Raw genomic sequence first — 19,408 nt, 5'->3', positions numbered from 1 at the left:
GGAGGGTCGCCAGCGAACCGGCAGGTCCAGCAAGTATGGTGGGCTGCATGCCGTTTCTTCTGTTCATCGCGTACATCCTCCTCGAAACCCTGGCGTTTTGGGCAGTCGCCGAGTGGATCGGTGTGCTGTGGGCGCTGCTTGCTTTGGCGTTGACCATGCTGTTCGGGATGACCATTGCCAGCTGGGAAGTGCGTCGCATGATGGCCAGCCGCATCCGGCAGACCGGAGATGGCGTCTATGTGATGGAGGATCCCACCCCAGGCAAAACGGCCGGCAATGTTGGTCTGACCATGGTGGGCGGCATCCTGCTTTCACTGCCTGGGTTCGTCTCCACTATTTTTGGCGCTCTGCTCATCTTTGCACCCACGCGCTCCATCATCCGCACGCTCCTTGCCGCCTCGATGTTCAAAAAGATCGAGGACATGGGCGTGCGCGTGTACGAGGCCTCGCCCATGGCACAGCACCGCGATTCCTATGGTTCCTTCGGAACTGTTGGTGGCAATACAGCCGGCAGCGGGATGGATCAGTCAGGCCAATCGCACGAAGTCTTGGATGAAGAAGAAATCCGCACGTGGACCCAGCACGTTAAGCCTGAGGACTTCGAGGACGGAAACAAATAGTGCTCACGCTGTGCGCGCGGCTTGTTCTTGCCGCTCTGTCGGGCGCGGTCACGTATCTTTCGGTGGAACCACGCGGCTGGTGGGCCGCGGGGATCATTGGGATGGCCATGCTGGTGGCAGCGCTGGCGCCGTGGAGAAAGCCCCTGCATCTAGGGTGGGCAGTACTCATCGCCATAGTCCATAGCGCTGTCTTGTACCTCTTCACGCTGCCGTGGATTGGTGAGCTCGTGGGCAACATGCCTTATATTGCGCTCGCTATCTTCCTCTCGCTGTACAGCATCCTCCTCGGCGTCGGTGGGGCAGCACTGCTGCGCTTGCGCTATGGGTTCGCGTTCTTCCCCTTTTTCTACGTGGCAGTGGAGATGCTGCGCTCCTCCGTACCTTTTGGAGGCTTTGCCTGGGTACGCCTGGCGTGGGGTCAGATCGAAGGACCGTTGGCCAACCTCGCCCCGTGGGGTGGTCCCGCGCTCATTACTTGTGCGGTCGTCTGCATCGGCGCGGGTCTGGTGGGGCTTGCGCGCGAGCCACGGTTGGCCTGTGCCCTGTTAGCGGTGCCGTTGCTTGCCGGACTTGTAGCTGCGCAGGGCGTGAATCGCCCTAGCCATACCACGGGTACTGTGACGGTAGCCGCTGTCCAGGGAAACGTTCCGCGGCTTGGGCTCGACTTCGCCGCGCAGCGCCGCGCGGTGCTGGATAACCACGTCCGCGTCACCGAACAGGCAGCCAAGGATGGTGCACGGCCTGACATCGTCATCTGGCCGGAGAACTCCTCCGATATCAATCCTTTTGCCAACGACGACGCACGGGCGCTTATCGACGCCGCCGCCCACGACATCGACGCCCCCATCCTCGTCGGCACGTTAACGCGCGATGAGGTCGGTGCGCGCAACACCATGCAGGTATTCAACCCGGATGGATCGGTGGGGGAGCATCACTACAAGAAGTACCTGCAGCCTTTCGGCGAAACGATGCCGATGCGTGACTTCTTTGCGCGGATTACCGATTTGGTGGATCTCGCAGGCGACATGAAACCCGGTGATGGGCCAGGAGTGGTGACAATGGCCGGGACTGCGGTCGGCGTTGCCACCTGCTACGAGGTGAGCTTTGACCAGGCCTTTCGAACCGCGATTAACAACGGGGCGCAGATTCTCACGACGCCAACAAATAACGCCACGTTCAGTGATTCCGATATGACCTACCAGCAGTTGGCCATGAGCCGTCTGCGCGCCATGGAAGCAGATCGCGCCGTCGTTGTGGCGGCCACGTCAGGGGTCTCCGCCATCGTGCACCCAGATGGTTCCGTGAGCCAGGACAGCGGCATCTTTGAACCGGCTTATCTCGAAGAAGAGCTTCCGCTCCGAGAGGGACGTACATTTGCGGTGCGTTATGGTTCGCTCCTGCAGTGGCTCATGACTATTATTGGAACGGTCTGCGCGCTGTACGCGATCTATTCCACCCGCTTGTCCGGACGGCGCAGCGCGCCTTAAAGCAGAAACCTAAAGGAGCAAGGAACTAGTGAGCTCGACCCACGAATCTACTCTGGTCATCATCCCCACCTACAACGAGATTGAGAACCTGCCGCTGATTACCGGCCGCGTGCGCAAGGCCACCCCGGAGGTTCACATCCTGATCGTGGACGATAACTCCCCGGACGGCACCGGAGAGGCCGCGGACAAGCTGGCCGCCGAGGATTCTCACCTGCACGTCCTTCACCGCGAGGGCAAGGGCGGCCTCCTCGGCGCCTACATCGCCGGCTTCGAGTGGGGCCTGGAGAAGGACTACCAGGTGCTCTGCGAGATGGACGCGGACGGCTCCCACGCCCCGGAGCAGCTGCATCTCTTGCTCGAGGAGATCGACAAGGGTGCTGACTTGGTGATCGGTTCTCGCTATGTGCCGGGTGGAGAGACTGTGAACTGGCCGGCCAACCGCGAGCTACTGTCCCGATTGGGCAACAAGTACATTTCGGTGGCGCTGGGCGCTGGCATCAACGACATGACCGCTGGATACCGCGCCTTCCGTCGCGAACTGCTAGAGCACCTGGACTTTGAGGAACTATCCAACGCCGGCTACATCTTCCAGGTGGACGTTGCCTTCCGCGCCATCAAAGATGGCTTCGATGTCCGCGAAGTTCCGATTACCTTCACCGAGCGCGAGCTGGGCGAATCCAAGCTGGACGGCTCCTTCGTCAAGGATTCCCTGCTCGAGGTGACCAAGTGGGGTGTCGCTCACCGCTCCGAGCAGGTCAGCGACTTCACCTCGGAAGTATCCAAGATCACTTCCCGCACAGTGAAGGATATGGAGCTTGGTTCCAAGGCCACCACGGCTAAGAATGCCGTGTCTGACTTTGTGTCCGAGGTATCCAGCCTGGTTAAAGGGATGCTCAGCCGTTAAAATCCAGCCTCTCCGAGGCAAGGCACGCTGGCCTTTCGATCCTCGCATAAGGCAAATAAGACCGAAAACCTGTCATGGTTTTCGGTCTTTTGCGGTAATAACCACCACCAGTGCTAATGTCGTAGGTGGCACTTTATCTGGTGCACAGTGACTTGCTTCACTTCATTCTCACACTACGGATCGTTCGGCACGTACCTGCCGATGGAGGAGAGTTTGCTATGGCAACCGTAACGTTCAAAGATGCGTCCCTAACCTACCCAGGAGCTAAGGAACCCACCGTCAAAAAGTTCAACCTGGAAATCGCCGATGGCGAATTCCTCGTCCTCGTCGGCCCCTCCGGCTGTGGTAAGTCCACGACGCTGCGCATGCTGGCCGGCTTGGAAAACGTTACCGACGGTGCCATCTACATCGGCGACAAAGACGTCACCCACGTTGCCCCGCGTGACCGAGATATCGCCATGGTCTTCCAGAACTATGCTCTCTACCCGCACATGACCGTGCGCGAGAACATGGGCTTCGCCCTGAAAATCGCCGGCAAGTCCCAGGACGAAATTAACAAGCGTGTCGACGAAGCCGCCGCCACCCTGGGTCTTACCGAATTCCTTGAGCGCAAGCCGAAGGCCCTGTCCGGCGGTCAGCGTCAGCGTGTTGCCATGGGCCGCGCAATCGTGCGTAACCCGCAGGTCTTCCTCATGGATGAGCCGCTGTCCAACCTCGACGCCAAGCTGCGCGTGCAGACCCGTACCCAGATCGCAGCCCTGCAGCGCAAGCTTGGGGTTACCACCGTCTACGTCACCCACGACCAGACTGAGGCCTTGACCATGGGTGACCGCATCGCTGTACTGAAGGACGGTTATCTTCAGCAGGTTGGCGCACCCCGCGAGCTCTACGACCGCCCCGCCAACGTCTTCGTCGCCGGCTTCATCGGCTCCCCGGCAATGAACCTGGGCACCTTCTCTGTCAAGGACGGTAACGCTACCTCCGGCCATGCCCGTATCAAGCTTTCCCCGGAAACCGTCGCTGCGATGACGCCGGAGGATAGCGGTCGCATCACCATCGGCTTCCGCCCAGAGGCCCTCGAAATCATCCCCGAGGGCGAGTCCACCGATCTCTCCATCCCGATCAAGCTTGACTTCGTGGAAGAGCTTGGTTCCGACTCCTTCCTCTACGGAAAATTGGTGGGCGAAGGTGACCTCGGCTCCTCGAGCGAAGACGTTCCTGAGTCGGGCCAGATCGTCGTTCGTGCAGCCCCGAACACGGCGCCTGCCCCGGGCAGCATTTTCCACGCACGCATCGTGGAAGGCGGCCAGCACAACTTCTCGGCGTCGACTGGCAAGCGCCTCCCTTAAGCCCATATGCCGGCTGACCCGCGGAACATGTCGCGAACGTCAGCACGGCCGTGGCAAAGCTCTAGGCCAAAATCAGCAAAGAAGGTGAATTGACTCGACATGAAAGAGTCCATGAGCATCACCTCTTCGACGTACGCGTCGGCATTGCTGACGCTGCCTTGGGATACGCCCCTGGAACAGTGGCCCGATGATCTCATCGCCGCACTGCCCAGGGGCATTTCCCGGCATATCGTGCGTTTCGTGGGGATCAATCGCGGCATCGTCGCAGTCAAGGAGATTGGTGCGCGTACCGCTCACCACGAGTACAAGATGCTGCGTGAGCTGCAGCGCCTCGGCGCTCCCAGCGTGCGTCCCGTTGCAGTCATCACGGGACGCCAGCCGGCTGTAGAAAGCTACGGAGAGCTCACCGCAGCTCTGGTGACTGAACACCTAGAGTTTTCTCTTCCGTACCGCGAGATCTTCTCGCGGCACCTGACAGTCGTCGAAGCGGAGAAGCTCATCCGTGCCTTGTCGGTGCTTTTGGTGCGGATGCACTTGCTCAATTTCTACTGGGGTGATGTATCGCTGTCGAATACCCTTTTCCGGCGTGATGCCGAGACTTATTCAGCCTATCTTGTCGACGCCGAAACAGGGGAGTTCCAGCCCAATCTCTCCGAGTCACGCAGGCTTTACGACGTCGACATCGCCCGCGTCAACATCATCGGTGAGCTCATGGATTTACAGGCAGGTGAATGCCTAGATCAAGATATCGATGTTATCGCCCTCGGAAGCTTGGTCGAGAGTTCCTACCTTGAATTGTGGACAGAGCTAACCGCCGAAGAATCCGTAGATGCCAGCGAGTACTGGCGCGTTTCCGAGAGGATCGACCGCCTCAACCAGCTAGGTTTCGACGTGGGGGAGCTCAAGGTCACCAAGGACGAGTCGAAACAGGTTGTGCGCATTCGTCCTGTGGTAGTCGATCCCGGCCACTATCGTTCGGAGTTGTTGAGCTTGACAGGGCTGAGCGTCGAGGAGCACCAGGCCCAACGCCTATTGGGCTCTATCCAGGCCTATCAGGCCATCGAGTGCGGCCCTCATGTTGGGCTGACCCAGGCGGCGCACTTGTGGATGACACACGAGTATGAACCGACCATTGCTGCGGTTCCCGTCGAGATGCTCCACAAGCTGGAACCGGCACAGATCTTCCATGAGATCGTCGACCACCGTTGGTTCCTCGCCCAAGAAAGGGGAGAGGCTGTAAGCCTCCCAGAGGCCACGGCGTCCTACCTTTCTTCCGTATTACCCGCCCGCCGCGACGAGGCTCGGCTGCTTCAGACGCCAGCATCGAATGACGACTTGTCATAACCGCCCGTGTGCCCCATCACCACTCAATAGCTCAATTCTATCTATCCGCTCTCAGCCGTTTCTTATATCGTTTTGTATGTTTTAGGCCCGATTGCCCCTTAAATGGGGAGCGATCTCATGCCCGAATATGGATATAGTCACAATCGGGCGTTCTAGGCCCGATTTCTTTTGATCATGTGGAATACCTCACTAAGGTAGGAGACAGGCTAACCAGTTCATAGTCGGTTAGTGACCAGCTATCGGCCAACTGGTGGCACTGGGCAAGAGCCTTTGTCATGGAGGATCTCCCAGACATAACCGCATACGAGCCGGTTATCTACCTACGGCTCATCATCCCGCTTTTCATCAAGAAAGATGAGGACCACATGAAGCGTCTTACTCGCATCGCATCCATCAGCATGGCTTCCATGCTGGCCGCCGCAAGTCTCGTCGCCTGCTCAGGCTCTACTGACGACGAAGGCGATGTCTACTTCCTGAACTTCAAGCCAGAACAGGATGCCGCTTACCAGGAAATCGCAAAGGCTTACACCGAAGAGACCGGCGTCAAGGTCAAGGTCGTCACCGCAGCCTCCGGCTCCTATGAGCAGACCCTCAAGGCTGAGATCGGCAAAGATGAAGCACCGACCCTCTTCCAGGTCAACGGCCCAGCTGGCTTCATCACCTGGCAAGACTACATGGCAGACATGTCGGATACCGAGGTAGCTAAGCAGCTCACCGATGACATCCCGCCACTGACCACCGAAGATGGAGAGGTACGCGGCGTCCCGTTCGCTGTCGAGGGCTTCGGCATCATCTACAACGACGAGATCTTCGACAAGTACATCGCCACCTCCGGCGCAAAGATCAAGTCCACCGATGAGATCAAGAGCTACCAGAAGCTCAAGGAAGTCGCCGAGGACATGCAGGCAAAGAAGGACGAGCTCGGTATCGACGGTGCCTTTGCCTCCACCTCGCTAACCTCCGGCGAGGATTGGCGCTGGCAGACTCACCTTGCCAACGCTCCGATTTGGCAGGAATACCAAGACAAGGGCGTCGAGGACACCAACGAGATCGAATTCTCCTATAACAAGGAGTACAGGAACCTCTTCGATCTCTACCTGGACAACTCCACCGTCGAGAAGTCTCTTGCCCCGTCTAAGACGGTCACTGACTCCATGGCTGAGTTCGCTCAGGGCAAGGCCGCCATGGTCCAAAACGGTAACTGGGCTTGGTCCCAGATTTCCGAGACCTCCGGCAACGTAGTCAAGGAAGACAAGATCAAGTTCCTGCCGATGTACATGGGCCTGCCGGATGAGGAGAAGCACGGCATCAACGTCGGTACCGAAAACTACTTGGGCGTAAACTCGGAGGCTTCCGAGGCAGACCAGAAGGCTACCAAGGACTTCGTGGACTGGCTCTTCACCTCCGATGCCGGCAAGGAGCACGTGGTTAACGACCTTGGCTTCATCGCGCCGTTCGAGAGCTACACCGCCGAGGACACCCCCAACGATCCGCTGGCTCAGCAGGTCGCGGAAGCTATCGCTAACAAGGATCTGACCACCTACCCGTGGAACTTCCAGTACTTCCCGTCCCAGCAGTTCAAGGATGACTTCGGCCAGGATCTGTCGCAGTACGCCTCCGGAAAGCTGAAGTGGGAGGACGTCGTCAAGCACTTCAAGGACAACTGGGCTGCTGAGAAGGAATCCAACTGGGGCTAAAGCTCTATCCCCATCTCCCTCGCCACACGCCTTCTAAGTAGCGGACGTCGGGGAGGGGAGTAGGTGAGGGTTGTGGCCCGCGTCGCGAGCTTGTCCGCGAGCGGTTACTCCACATCCTCAGCCTCCTCTCCTCGTCGCCGTCCCGCTGGGAAACGTGTGGCACCACCTGAAATGAAGGTTTCACCACCATGCAAGCAACGCTGAAGAAGTACTTCCCAGTCTTTGTCTTGCCCACCCTTCTGGCATTCATGATTGCCTTCTTGGTGCCGTTCATCGTGGGTTTCTTCCTCTCCTTCACGAAGTTCACCACTATCACCAACGCCAAGTGGGTTGGCATAGACAACTACGTCAAAGCTTTCTCCCAACGCGAAGGTTTCATCTCGGCCTTCGGTTTCACCGTCCTCGTGGTCATCGTCTCCGTGATCACAGTCAACATCTTCGCCTTCCTTTTGGCGTGGATGCTGACCCGCAAACTCCGCGGCACTAACTTTTTCCGCACGGTCTTCTTTATGCCCAACCTTATCGGCGGCATCGTGCTGGGCTATACCTGGCAGACCATGATCAACGCCGTGCTTTCGCACTATGCCACGACGATTAGTGCGGACTGGAAGTTCGGCTATGCCGGCCTCATCATGCTGCTTAACTGGCAGCTCATCGGCTACATGATGATTATTTACATCGCCGGTCTACAAAATGTCCCTCCGGAGCTTCTCGAGGCCGCTGAGCTCGATGGTGTCAACAAGTGGGAAATGCTGCGCCACGTCACCATCCCGATGGTCATGCCGTCAATCACCATTTGTCTCTTCCTAACCTTGTCGAATTCCTTCAAACTCTTCGACCAAAACCTTGCACTGACCAACGGTGCACCTGGCGGACAAACCGAGATGGTCGCCCTCAACATCGTCAACACGCTGTTCAACCGTATGAACGTCGAGGGCGTGGGGCAGGCCAAGGCCGTCATCTTCGTCGTCGTCGTGGTCGTCATCGCGTACTTCCAGTTGCGCGCGACCCGCTCCAAGGAAATCGAGGCTTAAGTCATGACTACCAGTACTTCAGCGCAGGCCGCACCGGCCCCGAAGAAGAAGGATCACCAGCGTCCTACGGACAACCAGACCAGGATGTCCGGCGGCGCCAAGTTCGTGGTCTACGCCATCCTGGTGTTCTTTACCATCGTGTTCCTTGGCCCGATCCTCTTCATCTTCATCAACTCCTTTAAGTCCAAGTTCGCTATCTCATCCGATCCTTTCTCCCTACCCATCGGTGAAACCTGGGTCGGTTTCGAGAATTTCATGGTGGGCTTGACCAAGCAGGGCTTCCTTGAAGCGACCTTGTGGTCCTTCGTCATTACGATTCTCTCCGTGATTGTCATCGTGTTTTTCTCCGCGATGACCGCCTACTACATCACGCGCGTTAAGACCTGGTGGACGAACCTTCTGTACTACCTCTTCGTGGTGTCCATGATCATCCCCTTCCAGATGGTTATGTTCCCGACGGTCAAGATTGCAGACATGCTCCACCTCAACAACCCGATCGGCATCGTGGTGCTCTACCTCGGTTTCGGTTCCGGTCTATCGGTGTTCATGTTTGCTGGATTCGTCAAGTCCATCCCCTTGGACGTCGAGGAAGCCGCGATGATCGACGGCTGCGGCCCGCTCCAGAACTACTTCCGCGTGGTGTGGCCTATGCTTAAGCCGACTGCCATTACCGTGGCCATTCTCAATGCCATGTGGGTATGGAACGACTACCTGCTGCCGTACCTGGTCATCGGCCTTTCCACCCGCTACAAGACCATCCCGGTAGTCATCCAGTCCTTCGTCGGCTCCAACGGTAACCGCGATATGGGCGCCATGATGGCGATGCTGGTTCTGGCCATTATTCCTATCGTCATCTTCTACTTCTCCACGCAGAAGCACATCATCGAGGGTGTTGCTGCTGGCGCTGTCAAGGGCTAATCCGCAGTGCGGTAGGTTAGAAAACCATGAACCGCATGCTCGGCCCCGAATCGAAGTTCTATGCTGCTCTGAGCCTCTTCGCTGACCTCGTCATCGTTAACGTTCTCCTGGTTATCACGTGCTTTCCCGTATTCACTGGGGGAATGTCCCTACGCACCGCTCACGCGGTGACTGGTCAGATGGTTCGCGAAGAAGGTTCCCGCCGCGGCTCGGCCTTCGTTCGGGGCCTTTTGACGCGTCCCGGGGTAAACACTACATGGTGGCTCATTTGCCTCGCCGTAGGCGCCTTGGCCGCCTATGAATTCGCCATTATCGCAAAGGCTGAGCTCGGGACGATGGGCGTAGTGCTTCGCGCTGCGCTGGTCTCAGGCCTCATTGTCATAAGCTGCATTAGTGTTTGGTTCTTCCACCTCGATGCGCCAGGGTTGAGGTTTAGTCAACGGTGCACAACGGCCATGATGAAGGCGGTAGCGCACCTTCCGCGTACGCTTTTAGCAGTGTGCCCTTGGGCACTGCTGGTACTGTACCCACTCTTTTTCCCTGCGCAGTGGGGAGGCTACCTGTTCTTTCTCGTTGTGCTCGGTCCGGCCCTCGCAGTCTATCTCGCTGAGTTGGCGCTACAATGGCCCGAACTCAATTCCGATTCTCCCGATGGCAGCGCCGCATAAGGCGCTGCGGGCAAGCTGGGCCCATAACGAAAAATAGGGTAGTGGTATCCACTTCCTCGTGGATTCACTACCCTTGAGAATTCTATGCGGCGCGCAAAGGCTGCTAGGCCTCTCCTTCTTCCTGCGCCTTCTGCTCCTTGAGGAGGCGTGCCGCCGCTCGACGTCGCGAACGCAGATTCTCAATGCGCTCCGTCAAGAGTTCATCCAGCTCCTCAATGGAGCGACGCTCGCGCAGCATGTCCCAGTGGGTCCGCGGCGGCTTCACGGGCTTGGACTCTACGCCTTCGCCCTCAACCAGAGTGCCGAGCTTACCGTTCTTGCACATCCACTCCTCGGGAATCTCCGCATCGTCAGCGAAGGGCACCTCGTAGATGTCGCCGTCTTCGGTGCGGTACTTCACCATCTGGCGCGGGGCCAAGTCGTGGTCGCGGTCGGTTTCGTAGCTCACTGCGCCCATGCGGCTGCCACGGAGTACGCGATCTGCCATGCAACATCATCCTTTTCAAGTGTTGAGGTAGGAAAGGGATCAGGGTCGACCTATATCATCCAAAGATCTATCATTATAACGAATGGCCCCTTGCCTTTGTTCCCACCCTCGGGTTAATGGGCTAAGGTGATTGAGGTGATTGGTACACAGGATCCGCAGCCCGGCACACCGCCAAGGCGCAGCCCGGCAACCTGCCAGTGGTGTGGCAAGGAAATCGCGCAGGGCGGCCGGGGTAGGCCACGCAAGTTCTGCTCGCCATCCTGCAAGCAGCGAGCCTACGAGCAGCGTCATAACGTGGTGGGAACGCCCATTCCCGCGGATGCCGTCATCCTAACTCCAGAGAAGGCTGATCGTCTCCGCGACGGCCTTTTTGAGCTGCGGTGTTGCGCTGAGGATGTTGCTACGGCGGCGTCGGAAAGCGCCAGCGCTGAAGAGATGGAACAGCTGTGTGCTGAACTGGTCGCACTGGCTCGAAAGCTTGAGGAATTGAGATAGTACATGAAATCCCTATTAGGCAACCGCAAACTGATCGTTAGTATCTTCGTGATCCTGATTGTGGCCTCGACAGCGCTGGCCCTAGGACCACTCGTGTTTTCCTTGATCATGGGCCGTGGTGTCAAAACCGAGCCCATCAATGCGGATAAGGTCCAGGCCGCTACTACCAACGTCGATGGCGAATGGCACGTGGCGCAAGGTACGGCATATAACCACACCTCGGCAGGTTTTACTATCGATGAGATCCTCCCAGCCGATAAGCGCACGACATCGGGCTCAACCAAGCATGTCACCGGCCAGGCCATCATCAAGGACGGCACCGTTGAGAAGGCGCACATCGCCGTGGACATGGCGAGCCTGACCACGGACAAGAAGGTGCGCGACCAGAACATGAAAACAAAGCTCTTTGAGGTCACAAAGTATCCAGAGTCTACCTTCACATTGACTGAGCCCGCAGACGTCTCCGCCGTGCCTGACGACGGCTCAGTAGTCACCGTCCCACTCACAGGTGATCTCACCATCCACGGCCAGACCAAGAGCGTGAGCCAGGATTTTCAGGTGGTCCGCGATGGCGACACCATCATCTTGGGTGGCGACATCCCGATTAACCGCCTCGATTTCGGTATTGAGACTCCTGAAATGATCGCCGCGCGGATCTCCGAAACTGGCGAGATCAACGTCCGCGTCACCTTTGAGAAGTAAGATTCACTGTTCTTCATGAATTCCCAACGCCTCATTCCAATCCTGTGGGTACGGCTCGTCGTGCTCGTAGGGTTTGGCATCTTCATTTGGTTGCAGGAGATGAAGCTCCTCGCTGCCTTCTCGGCGGTACTCGTAGCTCTTACCATCGTGCAGCTGGTGATCGCCTACCGTCAGCGCTAAAACTGACGCTTGACCATGCACAGAAACATACCCCAATTACGTAACTGTGACTATTTAATGGCAATTTGGGCCGCCCGCTAAGCAGCCAACAGGGAGGCACAGATGAAGGTAAGCGGCCGCCAACTATAGCAACCCCGCGCACGAGTCCTTATCCACAAAACAAGGAGTGGCGCGCAAAAGGGACATCCGGAAGGTAGCAAGCAAAGGAACCTTGCGGCCACGAAGAATTGCCCAACACAGAATCGGCAACGCCGATACGACACGCAGCCCAGAAACCACTCGCTAGGCGGCCGCCAACTGCACGCGTTGCGACCGGGGGCGGAATCATGAGCGTCCATGAGTGAGTCGAGACAGTACAGTCAAGGAACAAACTCGGAACCGGGCGGCCCTGAAGGAAAGATCCCCCTCCACCCAGTGCATAAGTGGTTGTCCGATAATGTACATTATGTCATTTTAAAGACGCTTCCACTCCCCAGCTTTCGACCACTAGTAACGCACATTGAATTTTTCACTCAATGAGACTTTCATTTCAACCGGTGAGACGGTAGTGTTTCCTCCATAACCAATCAAGCTATTGAAATTTTCAAGGAGGGCGCCTCTCACATGACCGCCGTCAACACCACGCTGCCAAAGCCAGCGGGCACAACACAGCGACTCACCAAACGTGATCGTGTTCGTATTGCCGTGGCTTCGACCATTGGCACGACCATCGAGTTCTACGACTTCTATATTTATGCCACGGCAGCCGTAGCCGTCTTTCCTTTTCTCTTTTTCCCGAAGACCGAGGATCCCACCGTCGCCCTGCTCCAGTCCTTCGCCACTTTCGGCCTGGCCTTCATCGCGAGGCCGCTGGGGTCGTTGCTCTTCGGACACTTTGGCGATCGCGTCGGCCGCAAAGCCACGCTCGTCGGCGCGCTCCTGACAATGGGCATCGCCACCTTCATCATCGGTATCCTGCCCACGTACCAGACCGCAGGCATCATCGCCCCAGCCTTGCTGGCCCTGATGCGTTTCTGCCAAGGCTTAGGCTTGGGCGGCGAATGGTCCGGCGCAGCACTGTTGGCCTCCGAAACCGCTGAGGAAGGCAAGCGCGCTTCTGCTGCCATGTGGCCACAATTTGGCGCACCTTTCGGCTTCTTCTTAGCTAACGGCTTTTTCCTAACCTTGGTTGCCACCATGGATTACTCACGCGGTGACACCACCGGCACCTTCATGGAATGGGGCTGGCGCCTGCCCTTCCTCGCGTCTGCGGTCATGGTTCTCATCGGCCTCTATGTTCGCCTGCGCTTAGAAGAAACGCCCGTCTTCCAGCAGGCCGTTGACGAAGGCAAGAAGGTCAAGACCCCTATGGTGGAAGCATTCCGCATCGCCTGGAAGCCAATGATCATTGGCACCTTCGTCATGGTCTCTTGCTACACGCTGTTCTACCTGGTCACCACCTGGATTCTCTCCTACGGCATTGGCGATAAGACCAAGGAACTAGGCCTGGGAATCCCTTACCTGGAGTTCTTGGAGATCCAATTGATCTCCATCTTCATGTTCATGATCGGCATTCCCGTATCCTCGATGCTTTCGGACAAGTACGGGCGCAAGCCAATCTTGACCGTAACCTCGCTCATCATGATTGCCTTCGGCTTTAGCTTCCCCTTCTTCCTCGGCATCGACAACGCTGACCGAAACTCGGTCCTCGGATTCCTCGTCGTCGGCATGTTCATCATGGGACTCATCTTCGGCCCTATGTCCGCTGTCCTCCCAGAGCTCTTCCCCACCAACGTGCGCTACACCGGTTCCGGCATCGCGTACAACGTCTCATCCATCCTTGGTGCTGCAGTAGCACCTTTCATCGCAACGTGGCTGGTCAGCTCCTATAACGTGAATTATGTGGGATACTATCTCATCATCGTCTGCTTCATCTCTCTCATCGCAATCATCATGATGCAGGAGCTGAAGGACCATGACCTCTCGCAGGTTTAGCCGGTCTTAACCCACATACTTCTCCCCGACTTCTTCTGGTGTTACACACCAAAGGTCGGGGAGATTTTGGTTTCGGTTCCGTCGGCGGCTTGGCCCCGGCAGCGCCGTCCCGAAAGACACCGATTGGGGGATCCAATCGTGGGAGCAATGCGCCACTGCTTCCAAAAGTACAGACCAGGAAGTGCATACCTGTAGGTGTTCGTCGCCAAGCATCCGGGCAGTGCTTGGCGACGCCCAGCGTGCTGCACTTTCAGGTCTGGACAAATGGAAAGGGCGGCTAGCACAGTAGTTTCTAGCCGCCCATGAGACGCTGCTTTGTGAGAGAGGCGCCTGCTAACTACGCAGCAACGGTCGCCCGCTCGGTCTGGGGCTCGTCGACAATGGGCTTGCGACGCACGATGGCGGCGAAAATCGCTCCGGTGACATTGGCCCACACCGCGGCCACGACACCCGGCAGCGCCGCCTCCGGGGTAAAGAACTGCAGCGCCAAGGCCGAAGCCAATCCGGAGTTCTGTGTTGCCACCTCGATTGCCGTAGTACGCGCCGCCGCCTCGCGTTGACGGGCAAGCTTCGCCGAGTAATAGCCCAAAAGGAAGCCGATGAGGTTCTGAATGGCCACACCTGCGAAGACGACCAGGCCAACGGTGACGAGCTTGTCCTGAGACTTCGACACCACAGCCATGACCACGCCTCCGATGCCGGCAATAGCTACCCATGGCAACGCCGGCAGGACCTTGTCCACTGCCTTGCTGGCAATAACGCGCAAGAGAAGCCCGAGCCCTACAGGAATGAGCACTGTCTGAACCAGCGACCACATCATGCCGGCGCCGTCGACCTCAGCGTTCTCCCCCGCCAGCCACAGCATGAGCAAAGGCGTCATAATCGGTGAGACGAGGGTCGACACCGAGGTCATCGCCACTGACAGTGCCACATCACCCTTGGCTAGGTAAGCCATGACGTTGGATGCGGTACCGCCGGGGACAGAGCCGAGGAGGATGAGGCCGACGGTGGCGGCGTCGGAAAGCCCCAGCAGTTTTGCCACGAGTACGGCGCTGGTCGGCATGATGGCAAATTGGCAGATAACACCCAAGAAGATGGGCAACGGACGCTTCGCCACGAGCGCCAGGTCCGGAATGGTCAAGGTCAGACCCATCGAGAACATGATGACCATCAGCAATTGCGAGGTGTACTGCCCTATCGGTTCAAAGGTGTTGGAGCTCATGAAAGCGACAAAAGCGCAGGCAATGATGACGATGGGGAAGATATACACGGCGAGTTTCTCGCCGGTCTCCCCCTCTGTGTGTGGGTTCGTCACGATGTTTCCTTTCCAGAAGGTGTCTCACTAGATGAATTGAGTATCTCATATGATGAACCTCACGTACCCTGTTTGACCCAGATTTACTGTCAAGCGATAGATTAGAGACATGTCCAAGCTATTAAGCCCCGATTCCTCTCGTTTCTCACGCCCAACCGGTACCACGAGCCAGGCCGACGCCGTCCCCGCACGCTACAAGAACGGCTCCCCCGCCGAGCTCCTCGCTGACATGGAGGCCATTGTCGGCGCGGAGAACGTGCACGGACGTCTCAGCGACCTCGTGCGCTTCTCCTCCGATGCCGGCCCGTACCGCTCAATCCCCAACATCGTGGTCTCCCCACGCAACGCGGCCGACCTGTCTGCCTTGATGAAATATTGCGATACCCACGATCGCCACATGACCTTCCGCGCGGCAGGAACCTCGCTCAACGGACAAGCAATGGGCGACGACATCCTCGTCGATGTCAAAACCCACTTCGGCGGCATGGAAGTACGCGAGGAAGGCCGCAAGCTGTGGTCGCGCCCGGGCGTCATCTTGGGAGATGCCCAGGCAGTACTTTCCCGTCATGGTTTCATGCTCGGACCAGACCCGGGTTCAACGTCCGTGTGCACCATCGGTGGCGCGTTGGCGGATAACTCCGGCGGCATGCGCTGCTCCTTGGAACGCGACAGCTACCACAGCATCGAAGAGCTGATCTTCGTCTTGCCTTCCGGCACCATCGTGGATACCTCGCGGGGTGATGAGGCCTTCCGCAGGCAGGAGCCAAAGCTCCACGCCGATCTGCTGTCCTTCCGCGACAAGCTACGCGCCAACACCGAGATGGTGGAGTTCCTGCGCACCAAGTTCTCCATTCGCAACACCAACGGCCTGCGCATCGATGCTTTCCTTGACGAGGACGAGCCCGTGCACATCCTCAAGCGCCTCCTCATCGGCTCCGAGGGCATCTTCGGCGCCATCACCGAATCCATCATCCGCACGGTGAAGCTACCGCGCGTGAAGGCCACGACATGGGTCGAGCTGCCCAATCTCCGCGATGCGGCCAACTACGTGCACCCCATCATGGAGACCGGCGCGGAGGCCTGCGAGCTCTTAGTTGCCCCGGTGATGCGCCGCTCCGCCGAGCACTATACGCACGCCCCGGAGTCCTGGCGCAACCTCGACGATGACGCCGCAGCACTCCTCGTGGAGGTCGGCGGCAGCGACGAGGCAGACCTGGACAAGGCCATGGAACGCCTGCGCGCCGTGCTTGCCGACGCCCCACTACTGCGCCCCCTCGAATTCCTCACCACCGCAGAAGGTATGCGCGGCGCCTGGGAGCTACGCAATGGCCTGTACGGGCTGCTGGGTGCGGATCGCCCGAATGGCACGGCATACATCACCGAGGATGTCTGCTTCCCACCCTCCCAGGTCGGCGAAGCTGCAGCGGACCTGTTGGACTTGCAGGCCAAGTACGGCTACCCGGAATCGGTTATGGGGCACGCTGCCTTTGGCAACCTGCACTTCTTCTTCACCCCGCGGTTTGATGTCGAGGAGGAGCGCGAGTCCTATGCCGCGTTCTTGGATGACTTGGCCGAGCTGGTCATTGATAAGTACCAGGGCTCGATGAAGGCCGAGCACGGCACTGGCGTCAACATGGCACCCTTCCTCGAGCACGAGTGGGGCACGGAAGCCTTCGAGCTCTTCTGGGAAGTCAAGAACATGATCGATCCCAAGGGCATCCTCGCACCGAACGTAAAACTCACGCGCGACCAGACCATTCACCTGCGCAACTTCAAGTCCTTCCCCAAGGTCGAAAGTGAGATCAACCCCTGCGTGGAGTGCGGCTTCTGCGAGCCTGTCTGCCCCTCCCGCCACGCCACGGTGACCCCACGCCAGCGCATCGTCTTGCGCCGCGAGATGGCCCGACAGAAAGAAGGCTCAGAAGTCCTGGCGCAGCTGCAGGCGGAGTACCAGTACGACGCCGTCGACATGTGCGCGGCCGACGGCACGTGCTCTATCCCCTGCCCGATCAGCATCGATACCGGTGCGGTCATGAAGCAGCTACGTTCTCAGCAGGCAACCCCTGTTCGCGAGAAAGTGGCGCTCTCGACGGCACAGCGCTGGGAGCTGGTGGAAAAGCTCGCCCGCGCTGGCATCATCTCCGCCAACAAGGTCCCCCACAAGCCTCTGGAGCTGGGCGCCAACATGGCGCGCTCTGTCGTAGCACCTGACTTGCTGCCGACCGTCCCCGGCCCACTACCGAAGGCCGCATCGCGTCTTCCGGAAACGCCGCGCGAGGCCGCAGGCGCACTCTACTTCCCAGCCTGTATTAACCGCATCTTCGGCCACCCAGCAGGGGCAGCCAAGGATTCCGTAGACCTGCCGCGCGCCATCGTGGAGCTTGGTCGCCGGGCTGGCCAGCCAGTGTGGATCCCCGAAGATGTCGCGGGCGATTGCTGCGGCACCCCATGGTCCTCCAAGGGCTACAAAGAGGGATTTGAATACCAAGCTCAAAAGATCGTTCGCGACCTCTGGCACTGGTCGGAACACGGCCGCCTGCCTATCGTGGTCGATGCTGCCAGCTGCACCCACGGGTTACTCGATTCGGTTCCCGAGGTGCTCTCCCCCGCTGACCGCGAGCTCTGGGAGGACTTAAAGATCCTCGATGTCGTGGAGTGGCTGCGTGATGAAATTGCACCACACCTGCCAATCGTGAAGAGCATGGGCAGCATCGCCGTCCACCCGACGTGCTCCACAAATCACATGGGGATTAGCCAGGACCTCCTTGACTTGGCCAACCTCTGCGGTGACGCCAAGATCCCTGAGGGGGCACAGTGCTGTGGCTCCGCTGGCGACCGCGTCATGCTTCACCCAGAGCTTGTTGAGTCCGCTACCCGCGAGGAGCGCGCTTCTCTCGACGCCGAACACTTCGACGCGTACGTCTCTGATAACCGCACCTGCGAGATGGGTCTAGAGATGATTGCGGGCAAGACCTATGACTCTATTGCGGTGCTCCTTGAGCGCGCGTCTCGACCGGTCGTCACTCCATAGCACCGTGCCGGTGGCGGCACCCCTCGTGGGAGCCCCGCCACCGGCACGTCAGTCGTGGCGGAAGCAGCTTAGAGATAGTCGTAATTGATTTCGGTGTCTGGGGCGAAGAACACGCAACCTCCCTTAATCGGGCGCAGGTAAATCGTGTCGCCTTGTCGCACGTCAACGCCTCGGGGCACCTTCACTGAGATACGGTCACCACGGACTGCGATGACGTCGTCCGCCGATTCCTCCCAGCCGCCGTAGACGTACAGCTCGGAGCCAAGGTGCTCCACAATGTCGACCCGAACTGGTAGACCATATTGCTCACCGGGTTGGTTCACGCCAACGATTTCCCAGTTCTCTGGGCGCACGCCGACGATGACGCGATCCGATGCCACCTTCGCGGCCTGCTCCGGCGGCATGTAGTAGTCCAAAGCATGGTCCTTGCCGCCGACAACGCGACCGTCGACGAAGGGGACGTTGTCGATGAGAGTCATAGCCGGCGAACCGATAAACGTCGCCACGAACGAGTTACCCGGATTCTCATACAACGTGTTCGGCGCGTCGACCTGCTGAATGATGCCTTGTTTGAGAACGCACACGCGGTCCCCCATGGTCATCGCTTCAGTCTGGTCGTGGGTGACGTAGACCGTGGTGGTATTGAGCTCGCGCTGCAGCTGCAGGATTTGTGCACGTGTGGAGACACGCAGCTTCGCATCCAAGTTAGACAGCGGCTCATCCATGAGAAAGACCTTGGGCTGGCGAACTATAGCGCGTCCCATCGCCACGCGCTGGCGCTGGCCGCCCGACATCGCGGAAGGCTTGCGATCAATGAGGTCTTCCAGTTCCAACATCTTCGCGGCATTATTCACGCGCTTTTCGATGGTTGCCTTATCCACCTTGGCGTTCTGCAAGGCAAAGGCCATGTTCTGGCGCGCTGTCATGTTGGGGTACAGCGCATAGGATTGGAACACCATGGCTACATCGCGATCCCGCGAGCGGGCTTCAGTAACGTCAGCCCCGTCGATGAAGATCTGCCCTTCGTCGATTGGCTCAAGGCCAGCGAGCATGCGCAATGTCGTAGATTTGCCGCAGCCCGAAGGCCCGACGAGTACTAGGAACTCGCCGTCCTTGATATCTAGGTTTATGCGGCTAACCGCCGGAGGCTTCTTCGGATCATAAATCCTGGAAGCTTGACGGAATTCAACTGTAGCCATGGTG

17 protein-coding genes are annotated in these 19,408 nt (G+C 58.5%); 14 read left to right on the top strand and 3 right to left on the bottom strand.

Annotated elements, in window-relative coordinates:
- Positions 1 to 47: 47 nt before the first annotated feature.
- The 9 genes from QP999_RS08380 (at position 48) to musI (ending at position 10,021) form a co-directional block, all read left to right on the top strand.
- Complete coding sequence (locus QP999_RS08380; protein ID WP_284848070.1) at positions 48 to 620, top strand: FxsA family protein; 573 nt, start codon at positions 48 to 50, stop codon at positions 618 to 620.
- Positions 620 to 2,107, top strand: coding sequence for an apolipoprotein N-acyltransferase (lnt, locus tag QP999_RS08375; RefSeq protein ID WP_502870655.1), 1,488 nt, complete (start codon positions 620 to 622; stop codon positions 2,105 to 2,107). Before QP999_RS08380 ends, lnt begins: the two co-directional genes overlap by 1 nt.
- 28 nt (positions 2,108 to 2,135) lie before the next feature.
- Positions 2,136 to 3,011 (top strand): polyprenol monophosphomannose synthase, encoded by an 876-nt coding sequence (locus tag QP999_RS08370; protein WP_193634322.1) that lies wholly within the window; start codon positions 2,136 to 2,138, stop codon positions 3,009 to 3,011.
- A 218-nt stretch (positions 3,012 to 3,229) separates the two neighbouring features.
- Positions 3,230 to 4,360, top strand: coding sequence for an ABC transporter ATP-binding protein (locus tag QP999_RS08365; protein WP_284848069.1), 1,131 nt, complete (start codon positions 3,230 to 3,232; stop codon positions 4,358 to 4,360).
- Between the two features lie 99 nt (positions 4,361 to 4,459).
- Positions 4,460 to 5,704, top strand: a complete 1,245-nt coding sequence (locus tag QP999_RS08360) for a DUF4032 domain-containing protein (protein WP_193634323.1) — start codon at positions 4,460 to 4,462, stop codon at positions 5,702 to 5,704.
- Positions 5,705 to 6,069: 365 nt separating this feature from the next.
- A complete protein-coding gene (locus tag QP999_RS08355; RefSeq protein ID WP_193634339.1) occupies positions 6,070 to 7,401 on the top strand; it encodes an ABC transporter substrate-binding protein in 1,332 nt (443 codons plus the stop codon).
- A 188-nt stretch (positions 7,402 to 7,589) separates the two neighbouring features.
- Positions 7,590 to 8,435, top strand: coding sequence for a carbohydrate ABC transporter permease (locus tag QP999_RS08350; RefSeq protein WP_193634324.1), 846 nt, complete (start codon positions 7,590 to 7,592; stop codon positions 8,433 to 8,435).
- A 3-nt stretch (positions 8,436 to 8,438) separates the two neighbouring features.
- Positions 8,439 to 9,353: a carbohydrate ABC transporter permease gene (locus tag QP999_RS08345; RefSeq protein ID WP_284848067.1), complete on the top strand. Its 915-nt coding sequence runs from the start codon at positions 8,439 to 8,441 to the stop codon at positions 9,351 to 9,353.
- Positions 9,354 to 9,379: 26 nt separating this feature from the next.
- Entirely contained in the window at positions 9,380 to 10,021 is a 642-nt protein-coding gene (musI, locus tag QP999_RS08340) for an ABC transport system MusEFGK2I component MusI (protein WP_284848066.1), read from the top strand.
- Between the two features lie 103 nt (positions 10,022 to 10,124).
- Here musI and QP999_RS08335 read toward each other — a convergent pair whose 3' ends face one another.
- Positions 10,125 to 10,508, bottom strand: a complete 384-nt coding sequence (locus QP999_RS08335) for an RNA polymerase-binding protein RbpA (protein ID WP_010186588.1) — start codon at positions 10,506 to 10,508, stop codon at positions 10,125 to 10,127.
- A 135-nt stretch (positions 10,509 to 10,643) separates the two neighbouring features.
- Here QP999_RS08335 and QP999_RS08330 point away from each other — a divergent pair, with 135 nt between their 5' ends.
- From QP999_RS08330 to QP999_RS08315, 4 genes are all read left to right on the top strand, one after another.
- A complete protein-coding gene (locus tag QP999_RS08330; protein ID WP_070564611.1) occupies positions 10,644 to 11,003 on the top strand; it encodes a hypothetical protein in 360 nt (119 codons plus the stop codon).
- A 3-nt stretch (positions 11,004 to 11,006) separates the two neighbouring features.
- Positions 11,007 to 11,705 carry a YceI family protein gene (locus QP999_RS08325; protein ID WP_070564614.1) on the top strand — a complete coding sequence of 233 codons (699 nt, stop codon included), beginning with the start codon at positions 11,007 to 11,009 and terminating at the stop codon, positions 11,703 to 11,705.
- A gap of 15 nt (positions 11,706 to 11,720) precedes the next feature.
- Positions 11,721 to 11,885 (top strand): hypothetical protein, encoded by a 165-nt coding sequence (locus tag QP999_RS08320; protein ID WP_168163001.1) that lies wholly within the window; start codon positions 11,721 to 11,723, stop codon positions 11,883 to 11,885.
- 603 nt (positions 11,886 to 12,488) lie between these two features.
- Positions 12,489 to 13,859, top strand: coding sequence for an MFS transporter (locus tag QP999_RS08315; protein ID WP_284848065.1), 1,371 nt, complete (start codon positions 12,489 to 12,491; stop codon positions 13,857 to 13,859).
- Between the two features lie 337 nt (positions 13,860 to 14,196).
- Here the strand turns inward: QP999_RS08315 and QP999_RS08310 are convergent, their stop codons facing one another.
- Positions 14,197 to 15,174, bottom strand: a complete 978-nt coding sequence (locus QP999_RS08310; protein ID WP_284848064.1) for a bile acid:sodium symporter family protein — start codon at positions 15,172 to 15,174, stop codon at positions 14,197 to 14,199.
- A gap of 109 nt (positions 15,175 to 15,283) precedes the next feature.
- Between QP999_RS08310 and QP999_RS08305 the strand changes: the two genes are divergently transcribed.
- The gene (locus QP999_RS08305; RefSeq protein ID WP_284848063.1) at positions 15,284 to 18,205 is read left to right on the top strand and encodes an FAD-binding and (Fe-S)-binding domain-containing protein; all 2,922 of its coding nucleotides are present in this window, start codon (positions 15,284 to 15,286) and stop codon (positions 18,203 to 18,205) included.
- Positions 18,206 to 18,273: 68 nt separating this feature from the next.
- Here QP999_RS08305 and QP999_RS08300 read toward each other — a convergent pair whose 3' ends face one another.
- A complete protein-coding gene (locus QP999_RS08300) occupies positions 18,274 to 19,404 on the bottom strand; it encodes an ABC transporter ATP-binding protein (RefSeq protein WP_154736495.1) in 1,131 nt (376 codons plus the stop codon).
- Positions 19,405 to 19,408: the final 4 nt, after the last annotated feature.

It is taken from the genome of Corynebacterium sp. MSK004 (genome assembly GCF_030232515.1).
Taxonomy (GTDB): Bacteria; Actinomycetota; Actinomycetes; order Mycobacteriales; family Mycobacteriaceae; genus Corynebacterium; species Corynebacterium hesseae.
The sequence above is the reverse complement of the archived record's forward strand: the minus strand, read 5'-3'. Positions and strand labels throughout refer to the sequence as shown.

Coding starts and splice junctions, on each gene's coding strand:
- QP999_RS08335 (WP_010186588.1), bottom strand. CDS start 10,508: ATGGCAGATCGCGTACTCCGTGGCAGCCGCATGGGCGCAGTGAGCTAC.
- QP999_RS08380 (WP_284848070.1), top strand. CDS start 48: ATGCCGTTTCTTCTGTTCATCGCGTACATCCTCCTCGAAACCCTGGCG.
- musI (WP_284848066.1), top strand. CDS start 9,380: ATGAACCGCATGCTCGGCCCCGAATCGAAGTTCTATGCTGCTCTGAGC.
- QP999_RS08300 (WP_154736495.1), bottom strand. CDS start 19,404: ATGGCTACAGTTGAATTCCGTCAAGCTTCCAGGATTTATGATCCGAAG.
- QP999_RS08325 (WP_070564614.1), top strand. CDS start 11,007: ATGAAATCCCTATTAGGCAACCGCAAACTGATCGTTAGTATCTTCGTG.
- QP999_RS08355 (WP_193634339.1), top strand. CDS start 6,070: ATGAAGCGTCTTACTCGCATCGCATCCATCAGCATGGCTTCCATGCTG.
- QP999_RS08305 (WP_284848063.1), top strand. CDS start 15,284: ATGTCCAAGCTATTAAGCCCCGATTCCTCTCGTTTCTCACGCCCAACC.
- QP999_RS08345 (WP_284848067.1), top strand. CDS start 8,439: ATGACTACCAGTACTTCAGCGCAGGCCGCACCGGCCCCGAAGAAGAAG.
- QP999_RS08315 (WP_284848065.1), top strand. CDS start 12,489: ATGACCGCCGTCAACACCACGCTGCCAAAGCCAGCGGGCACAACACAG.
- QP999_RS08320 (WP_168163001.1), top strand. CDS start 11,721: ATGAATTCCCAACGCCTCATTCCAATCCTGTGGGTACGGCTCGTCGTG.
- QP999_RS08360 (WP_193634323.1), top strand. CDS start 4,460: ATGAAAGAGTCCATGAGCATCACCTCTTCGACGTACGCGTCGGCATTG.
- QP999_RS08350 (WP_193634324.1), top strand. CDS start 7,590: ATGCAAGCAACGCTGAAGAAGTACTTCCCAGTCTTTGTCTTGCCCACC.
- QP999_RS08365 (WP_284848069.1), top strand. CDS start 3,230: ATGGCAACCGTAACGTTCAAAGATGCGTCCCTAACCTACCCAGGAGCT.